Source organism: Mesorhizobium sp. M4B.F.Ca.ET.089.01.1.1 (assembly GCF_004022605.1).
In the GTDB taxonomy this organism is placed as follows: domain Bacteria; phylum Pseudomonadota; class Alphaproteobacteria; order Rhizobiales; family Rhizobiaceae; genus Mesorhizobium; species Mesorhizobium abyssinicae.
This window is the reverse complement of record NZ_RZOS01000294.1, coordinates 1-7,228: the sequence shown is the minus strand read 5'-3', so window position 1 is coordinate 7,228 and position 7,228 is coordinate 1. Positions and strand designations below refer to the sequence as shown.

Below are 7,228 nucleotides of genomic sequence, written 5' to 3'. Positions count from 1 at the left end.
ATCCAGAACCGCGCCGTGACGCGGCTATGGCTGCCCTATCTCGTTGTCGCCCTGGCGATACTATTCCTTTCGACTACAGCCTTCGTCGGTGAGTCGCGAAACGTCATTTTTTCCATGTGGGGAGCCGGGGCCTTCTGCCTCGTGTTTGGGCTTGCCGCCGCAGAGGTCGAAGGTCGGGTCTTCATGCGTGGCCGCGCGTTTCAAATGCTAGGTACCGCGAGCTATGCGATCTACCTTGTGCATCTCGTCCTCCAGGGGAGCTTGTTAAAATGGCCGATCTGGTACTGGCGTTGGGACGAAATCATCGAGCCGCATCTCGGGCTTGTGCTCATGGTCTCGTTCGCTGCCTCCTGCGGACTAGTCGTCCACTACGGCTTCGAAGTTTGGGCCAACGCTTGGTTTCGGCGCTGGCTTTTACAATGGTCGCCGACGCGTCTTCAGCTCAGTCATCCTCAAATTGCCGATGGCGATGGTCCGCGTATCCGCGCTGTCGCACAGGAACCGAGCTGACACGCTGTTCTCGTGGCGCTGAGTGCGCCTACTTCCGCACGATCCAATCCAGCAAGTCTGGACCGATCGTCTGTGCGCCGGTGAAGTCGCTGACCATTTGCGCCGCAATTTCCGCCATCGAACTTCAGGGAATTCCGTCTTCAATGACCGATTTGTGGAAGGTGGCTCGTAGGATTTCGCGATCGAACGCCGACACCTTGGGCCGGACATTTCTGCTTCCCGGAAGCACAGCCATCACTTGATCCGGGTCACGGTGGCGCTGGCGCGTTGGCGCGTGCTTCGCAGCAATATGGGCCGCGAGTTGCTTTTCAGCCTCTGCAAAGTCAGATCGAGCGCAGCCAGTGCTATATCGCCTTCCGCCATCTTCGATGTACCAGCGGCCCGCTGCATGAGCGACCCGTCTTTTTTTCCGGTATTCGTCCCGCCAGACAAGGCGAGCTCCTTTGCTAGGGCGCGACATAGGCGTCGCATTTCCTCGATCGCCGTCACGGTCGTATATTCCTTGTTGGCGATTATTTCTGTGGTAAGGCGACCACGGCCGCGCTCTTTGCGGAGCCCTTTGACCGTCATCCGGAAAAGCAAGCTTGGCAGCAGAGTCTAGTCGCAAGGGCGCGTCGATGTCGAAGTCGGAAAACTTTGGCGCGATATCTCTCTCGCCATATAGTCTGATTCAGTGATGATCTTGATCTTGCATAGGCGAGCCGACGCTGTCGATCGAGAGACGTTTTTCAGCTCACAGCAATCGCTTTTGGCCCTAGTCCGACACCAGACTAAAAACTTGTCGGTGGTCACTTCAAAAAAGCGCGCATAAGTCATATTGTCCTTTTATTTTCAATATGATAGCCATAGTCTCCGTAAACAGCCGCACCCCGGTTTAACACTCTTTAATTCACATAAATTTCGGTGGAAAAAAGCCGGCGGGATCTCCGCCGGCTAGCTATCATGTCGGTAGGGTCGAGGCTGGATATGTCAGGGCTGCTTCGGCAGCAGCGACCAGACGGCCGGCACCAGGGCCGCGGCCAATGCCACCTTGATCAGGTCGCCGACGATGAAGGGCACGACACCGAACTGCCAGGATTTTTCGGCGCCGATCAGCATTGCCAGCCAGGCAAAGCCCATGGCCATCATGACGACTTCGCCGACCAGCATGGCATTGAAGAGCTTGACCGGATGACGGTCCCAACCACGGTCGGCGGCCCAGCCGACGATCGCAGCCATGACGACGAAGCCGGCCAGATAGCCGCCGGTGGAGCCGAGCATATAGGCGACGCCGATGCCCTTTTCCGGCGTGCCCTGGAAGACCGGGAAGCCCATGGCGCCCTCGGCCATGTAGAGAAGCAGCGTCGCGACGCCGAGGCGCAGGCCGAACGCCGACGCGATCAGCAGTACGGCCAGCGTCTGCAGCGAGATGTCGACCGGGCCGAGCACAACCTTGGTCTTGGCCGACAAGGTGAGCAGCAGCGTCCCGACGATCGCCAGAAAAAGCTGCGTGGCCAGCCGCGCCGCGCCCTTTTTGGGCAGTGCCAGAGAAACAAGCGGACGCATCGTTGCTGCAAGTGCCATGGTATTCCTCATTCGGACAGCCGCCGACATGCGGCTTCGCTTTTTCCTATATTGGCTTCCGTGTTATGCGGCAATCGCTTTTGCCGTCTCACGGAACGGAGCTACGCGTCGCCTCATGGCCCTCAAATTCGACACACGCTTCGATCCCGCTTACGGCCAGGCGGTGACGGTCGCCCCGGACGTGCAACGCGTCACCGCCGGAAATCCCGGTCCTTTCACCTTCCACGGGACCAACAGCTACGTGATAGGCCGCGAAACGCTGGCGGTGATCGATCCGGGTCCGGACGACGACGCGCATCTCCAGGCCCTGATCGAAGCTATCGGCGGCAGGCCGGTCAGCCATATCCTCGTCAGCCATACCCATCGCGACCATTCCCCGCTGGCGGCGCGGCTGAAGGAGCGCACCGGCGCGGTCGTGCTTGCCGAAGGCCCGCACCGCCCGGCCCGGCCGCTGCGAATCGGCGAGGTCAATCCGCTCGACGCCAGCGCCGACATGGGTTTCATCCCGGACGTCGCGCTCGCCGACGGCGCGCTGGTCCATGGCGACGGATGGGCGATCAGGACGGTGCTGACGCCCGGCCATGCCGCCAACCACGCCGCGTTCGCGCTCGAAGGGACGGGCATCCTTTTTTCGGCCGACCATGTCATGGCCTGGGCGACCTCGATCGTCGCGCCGCCGGACGGCGCCATGGCCGACTACATGAGTTCGCTCGACAGGCTGATCGAGCGCGACGACCGGCTGCTGTTGCCCGGCCATGGCGGGCCGGTGACCAAGCCGCGCAGCTTCATGCGCGGGCTGAAAACGCACCGCAAGATGCGCGAGCGGGCGATCCTGGAGCGCATCCGCGGCGGCGACCGGACGATCAAGGAGATGGTGGCGGCGATCTATCGCGATACCGACCCGCGCCTGCACGGCGCCGCCGGCCTGTCGGTGCTTGCGCATCTGGAGGACCTGGTGGCGCGCGGCCTCGTCGCCACCGACGGCGACGCGGCCATCGACGGCATTTTCACGCCGGCGGCATGACCATCATTCGGCCGGCGCGGGCCCGACCTGGCCGGCGACCTCCTGGTCGAGTTCGCCAAGAAACTCGACGATGCGGCCGGCGTTGTCGCCGAGGTCGTAGCGGCCGTAGCGAGAGGCCGAGCGCATGTCGACCACGACCGTGTCGCCGTCATCGGCGATGCGGATCGCGACATCGGCGGGCAAGCCGAGCACGAAACTCCTGGCCAGTGCGTTGATCGTCACCTCGCTTTGCCCGTCGGTTTCGGGATACGGCCCCTGTAACTGCCAGTCGCGGCGGTCGAGAACGGTTTCGACCGCGTCGACCACGGTTTCGAACGGCAGATTGTAGCTGCGGCCGGTGACCAACGGATAGGCATCGCCCTGCAGCCGCTGCTCGCCAGGCGTGGGCGGCGACAGCACGTTCATGTCCGCCGTCCGGTCCGATGTGTCGAGCACCGGCGGATCGTCGAGATCGGTCGAAATGTCCCTCAGCGGCGGCGAGGTCGTCGCCCAGTAGGCGGCGACGCCGAAGGGGGCAAGCACCAGAAGCGCCAGCAGCGCGCCGACCGAGAGGTCGCGCCCGCCGCGATCGCCGAAATTCCAGAGCCTCGACAGGGCGAAGCCGGCAAACAGCAGGGCGAAGGCGGCAAGCAGCGCAACGATCGCCAGCACCCACAGGAATACAGGCGTTTCGACGAGGTCGAACTGATGGCCGACAAGCACTGTCAAGAGCAGGACCAGCGAAAAAGCCGCTGTCCGCCGCGACCAGCCGGCGGCACTCGACGTCTGCCGTTCAGCAATAACAACCATGATCCGCCGCACCAACCCGAACGATATTTAGAGCCTTTGACGGCTGCCAGAAGCCTCAAAAACGCCCATCCCGTCAATCCGTTGGCAAGCGATAATCCCTGAACTGCTCACGCAAGGTGATTTTCTGGATCTTGCCGGTGGCGGTGTGGGGAATTTCGCCGACGAAGGCGACGTCGTCGGGCATCCACCATTTGGCCACCTTGCCGCTCATGAAGGTCAGGATGTCGGCCTTGCTCGGCTCCTTGCCCGGCTTGCGCACAACGACCAGCAGCGGCCGCTCGCCCCATTTCGAATGCGGAACGCCTATTGCCGCCGCCTCGGCGACATCGGGGTGACCGACGGCGAGGTTCTCCAGATCGATGGTCGAGATCCATTCGCCGCCCGACTTGATGACGTCCTTGGCGCGGTCGGTGATCTGCATGTAGCCGCCGGGATCGATATGGGCGACGTCGCCGGTGTCGAACCAGCCCTCGGCGTCGAACTGTTCAGAACCGACACCGCCATAATAGGCGCGCGCGATGGCCGGTCCGCGCACCTTCAGCCGCCCGAAGGTCTTGCCGTCCCAGGGCATCGCATTGTTCTCGTCGTCGGTCACCTTCATCTCGACGCCGAAGGGCGGATAGCCCTGCTTGCCCTGGATATCGAGCCGCGCCTCGCCCTCCAGCCCGGCATATTCCGGCTTCATGGTGCAAAGCGTGCCGAGCGGCGACATTTCGGTCATGCCCCAGGCATGGATGACATGGACATCGTAATTGTCCTGGAATTTCTGGGTTATGGCGCGCGGACAGGACGAGCCGCCGATGACGACCTTCTGCAGATGGGGAAGTTTCCTGCCGGTCTCCTCCAGATATTGCAGCAGCATCATCCAAACCGTCGGCACGGCGGCGCTGAAGGTGACCTTCTCGGTATCGAGCAGCTCATAGATCGAGGCACCGTCCATCTTGCAGCCCGGCATCACCAGCTTGGCGCCGATCATCGGCGCGCTCTGGCCAAGGCCCCAGGCATTGGCATGGAACATCGGCACGACCGGAAGGATGACGTCGCGGGCCGAAATGCCCATGGCGTCGGGCATGGCCGCGATCATGGCGTGCAGCACGTTGGAACGGTGGCTGTACAGCACGCCCTTGGGATCGCCCGTCGTGCCCGAGGTGTAGCACATGCCGGCGGCGGTGTTCTCGTCGAACGTCTTCCAGGCGAAGGCGCCATCGGCTTCGGCGAGCCACTCCTCGTAGGCAACCGCGTTCGGCAGCGCCGTCTGAGGCATATGCGCCTGGTCGGTCAGCACGATGATCTTGTTCAGCGATTTGACCGCGCCGACGATCTTTTCCAGGACCGGCACGAAGGTCAGGTCGACGAAGATCGCCTTGTCCTCGGCGTTGCTCATGATCCAGGCGATCTGTTCGGGAAAGAGGCGCGGATTGAGCGTGTGATAGACCGCGCCGATGCCCATGATGCCGTACCAGGCCTCGATGTGGCGCGCCGTGTTCCAGGCAAGCGTGGCGATGCGGTCGCCGAGCCTGAAGCCGTCGCGCTCCAGCCGCTGCGCGACCTTCAACGCCCGATGATGGATCTCGGCATAGGTGGTGCGCACGATCGGTCCCTCGATCGAGCGCGATACGATCTCGCGTCCGCCATGCTGCCGCTCGGCATTGTCGATCAGCTTGTGGCAAAGCAGCGGCCATTCCTGCATCAGTCCAAGCATTTGTTCCTCCCCTGCGCTTTGGCGATCCTTTTTGCGGCATTGTGGGACGAACCGGCGGATTGTCCAGCCGTAAGCGCTGAAAGCGTTGCATTCCTTGAAGACCCTGCGCAAACCGCCACAATCCGGCCATCGTCCGCGTTAAGTTTCGTTAATGGGCTGGGTGCGCGATTGGCGAATGAAAGAGGTTCGCATGGATACGCAGCTCGACGACAAGGCGCCGGAAGACCTGGAACTCGAAAACTCGCTTGCCGAAAGTCTGGCCGATCTGGCGCCGGACACCAGGACGGTCTCCGAAGATGAATTCGTCGAGGTTGTGGGCGGCGCCCTGGAGGCGGTCGGCGGCACGCTACTGTTCAAGATGTGCGTCCAGAACGACGGCGAGGACCAGCACGTCGCGGCTGCCTGTGTCGGAGACGGCGGCAATCGACAATTCCTGCTGCTCACCCTGCCGGCCGTCGGCGGCGCGCTGAAGGTCGAGACCGCATCGAGGAGCACCAATCCGGTGGCCGGCATCGCCGCCGCCTATGCCGGGCTGATGGACGTGTTCCAGACGGCTGCCTGACGGTTCTCTCGACGGCTCGCCCTGAACCGCCCCGGCGTGATTTCGTTTGGGCTTGCGCTGGCTGCCTGCACGACACACCTATTGCGGGCGACCTCTCAACCGGACAAGGACAGCCCGCCAATGGACCAGATCGCCAACCCCGCCCCCGGCTTCCAGCGCAATCCCGACAAAGTCATCACCGTCGAGTCCTTTCGCGGCACCGTCACCGTGCGCGCCGGCGAAACGGTCATCGCTTCCTCGACAAGGGCAAAGCTCCTGTCGGAGCCGCCCTATCCTGCGGTCTTCTACATTCCCTTCGACGACATCGATTTCAGCCAGTTGGCCAAGACCGGTCACTCGACGCACTGCCCTTATAAGGGCGATGCCAGCTATTGGAGCGCGCTGCCGGCCAGCGATACCGGCAAGGATGCGATGTGGGCCTATGAGCGGCCCTTCGACGAGATGACGGAGATCCGCAATCACGGTGCCTTCTATCCGAGCAAGGTGACGATCGAGGCCACGCCGGACTGACATGCTGCCTTGCCGGACGGGACGAGGCCAAAGCGTGGCCTGACCGATCAGTCGGTGGTGCCGTCGTTGCCAACGCCGTCGGCATCGTCGAGCCGCACCAAGGTCAGACCTTTTGCCTTCAGCGCCAGCAGGCCCTGGACCACGCCTTCGCCGGCGGCATGGGTCGGCTGGTTGATGTGGGCGATGATGACGTCGCCATCCTTGGCGGCGGCGATGCGCCGGGCGGTTTCCCTGGCCCCCAGAAGCGAGCCGCCATCGCCGTTGATCGAGAAGCCCGCGACCTTGAAGCCGAGCTTGCGGATCGTGGCGATGGCCGACGGGCTGTATTCGGCGGTGGCGCCACGAAACCATTTCGGCGCCGGCTCGCCGGTGCCTGCGAGTGCCGCGGCACCCGATTCGACCTCGGTCAGCACCGCTTCCGGGCTACCGGCACTGCGGATGCCATAGATCTTGCGCGGCGTGTCGACCGCCGGGATATGGCGGCCGCCATGATTCTCCAGCTCGAATAGATCCGGATGGGCGCGCATGATCTCGACGGCGGCGGCGTTGCGCTTCAGCCAGATGCCGG

At 63.2% G+C, this 7,228-nt stretch carries 9 protein-coding genes; 4 read left to right on the top strand and 5 right to left on the bottom strand.

Annotated elements, in window-relative coordinates; translation table 11 throughout:
- On the top strand, nt 1-510 hold a 510-nt coding region (locus EN780_RS38905), incomplete at its 5' end, for a hypothetical protein (protein ID WP_210215046.1).
- 234 nt (nt 511-744) lie between these two features.
- On the opposite strand, the gene EN780_RS23210 is transcribed toward EN780_RS38905, so the two are convergent.
- Together EN780_RS23210 and EN780_RS23205 are read right to left on the bottom strand one after the other, a co-directional pair.
- Nucleotides 745-1,080, bottom strand: coding sequence for an excisionase (locus tag EN780_RS23210; RefSeq protein ID WP_128275431.1), 336 nt, complete (start codon nt 1,078-1,080; stop codon nt 745-747).
- 399 nt (nt 1,081-1,479) lie between these two features.
- Nucleotides 1,480-2,073, bottom strand: coding sequence for a biotin transporter BioY (locus EN780_RS23205; protein WP_127310386.1), 594 nt, complete (start codon nt 2,071-2,073; stop codon nt 1,480-1,482).
- A 115-nt stretch (nt 2,074-2,188) separates the two neighbouring features.
- Between EN780_RS23205 and EN780_RS23200 the strand changes: the two genes are divergently transcribed.
- The gene (locus tag EN780_RS23200; protein WP_128275430.1) at nt 2,189-3,097 is read left to right on the top strand and encodes an MBL fold metallo-hydrolase; all 909 of its coding nucleotides are present in this window, start codon (nt 2,189-2,191) and stop codon (nt 3,095-3,097) included.
- A gap of 3 nt (nt 3,098-3,100) precedes the next feature.
- Here the strand turns inward: EN780_RS23200 and EN780_RS23195 are convergent, their stop codons facing one another.
- Entirely contained in the window at nt 3,101-3,886 is a 786-nt protein-coding gene (locus EN780_RS23195) for a DUF1499 domain-containing protein (protein WP_128275429.1), read from the bottom strand.
- Between the two features lie 73 nt (nt 3,887-3,959).
- Nucleotides 3,960-5,588: a fatty-acid--CoA ligase gene (locus EN780_RS23190; RefSeq protein ID WP_127310384.1), complete on the bottom strand. Its 1,629-nt coding sequence runs from the start codon at nt 5,586-5,588 to the stop codon at nt 3,960-3,962.
- A 190-nt stretch (nt 5,589-5,778) separates the two neighbouring features.
- Here EN780_RS23190 and EN780_RS23185 point away from each other — a divergent pair, with 190 nt between their 5' ends.
- Entirely contained in the window at nt 5,779-6,150 is a 372-nt protein-coding gene (locus EN780_RS23185) for a hypothetical protein (protein ID WP_127284015.1), read from the top strand.
- A gap of 120 nt (nt 6,151-6,270) precedes the next feature.
- Nucleotides 6,271-6,660 (top strand): DUF427 domain-containing protein, encoded by a 390-nt coding sequence (locus EN780_RS23180; protein WP_128275428.1) that lies wholly within the window; start codon nt 6,271-6,273, stop codon nt 6,658-6,660.
- 47 nt (nt 6,661-6,707) lie between these two features.
- On the opposite strand, the gene EN780_RS23175 is transcribed toward EN780_RS23180, so the two are convergent.
- Nucleotides 6,708-7,228 (bottom strand): polysaccharide deacetylase family protein (locus tag EN780_RS23175; protein ID WP_128275427.1); only part of this gene is annotated, 521 nt, incomplete at its 5' end.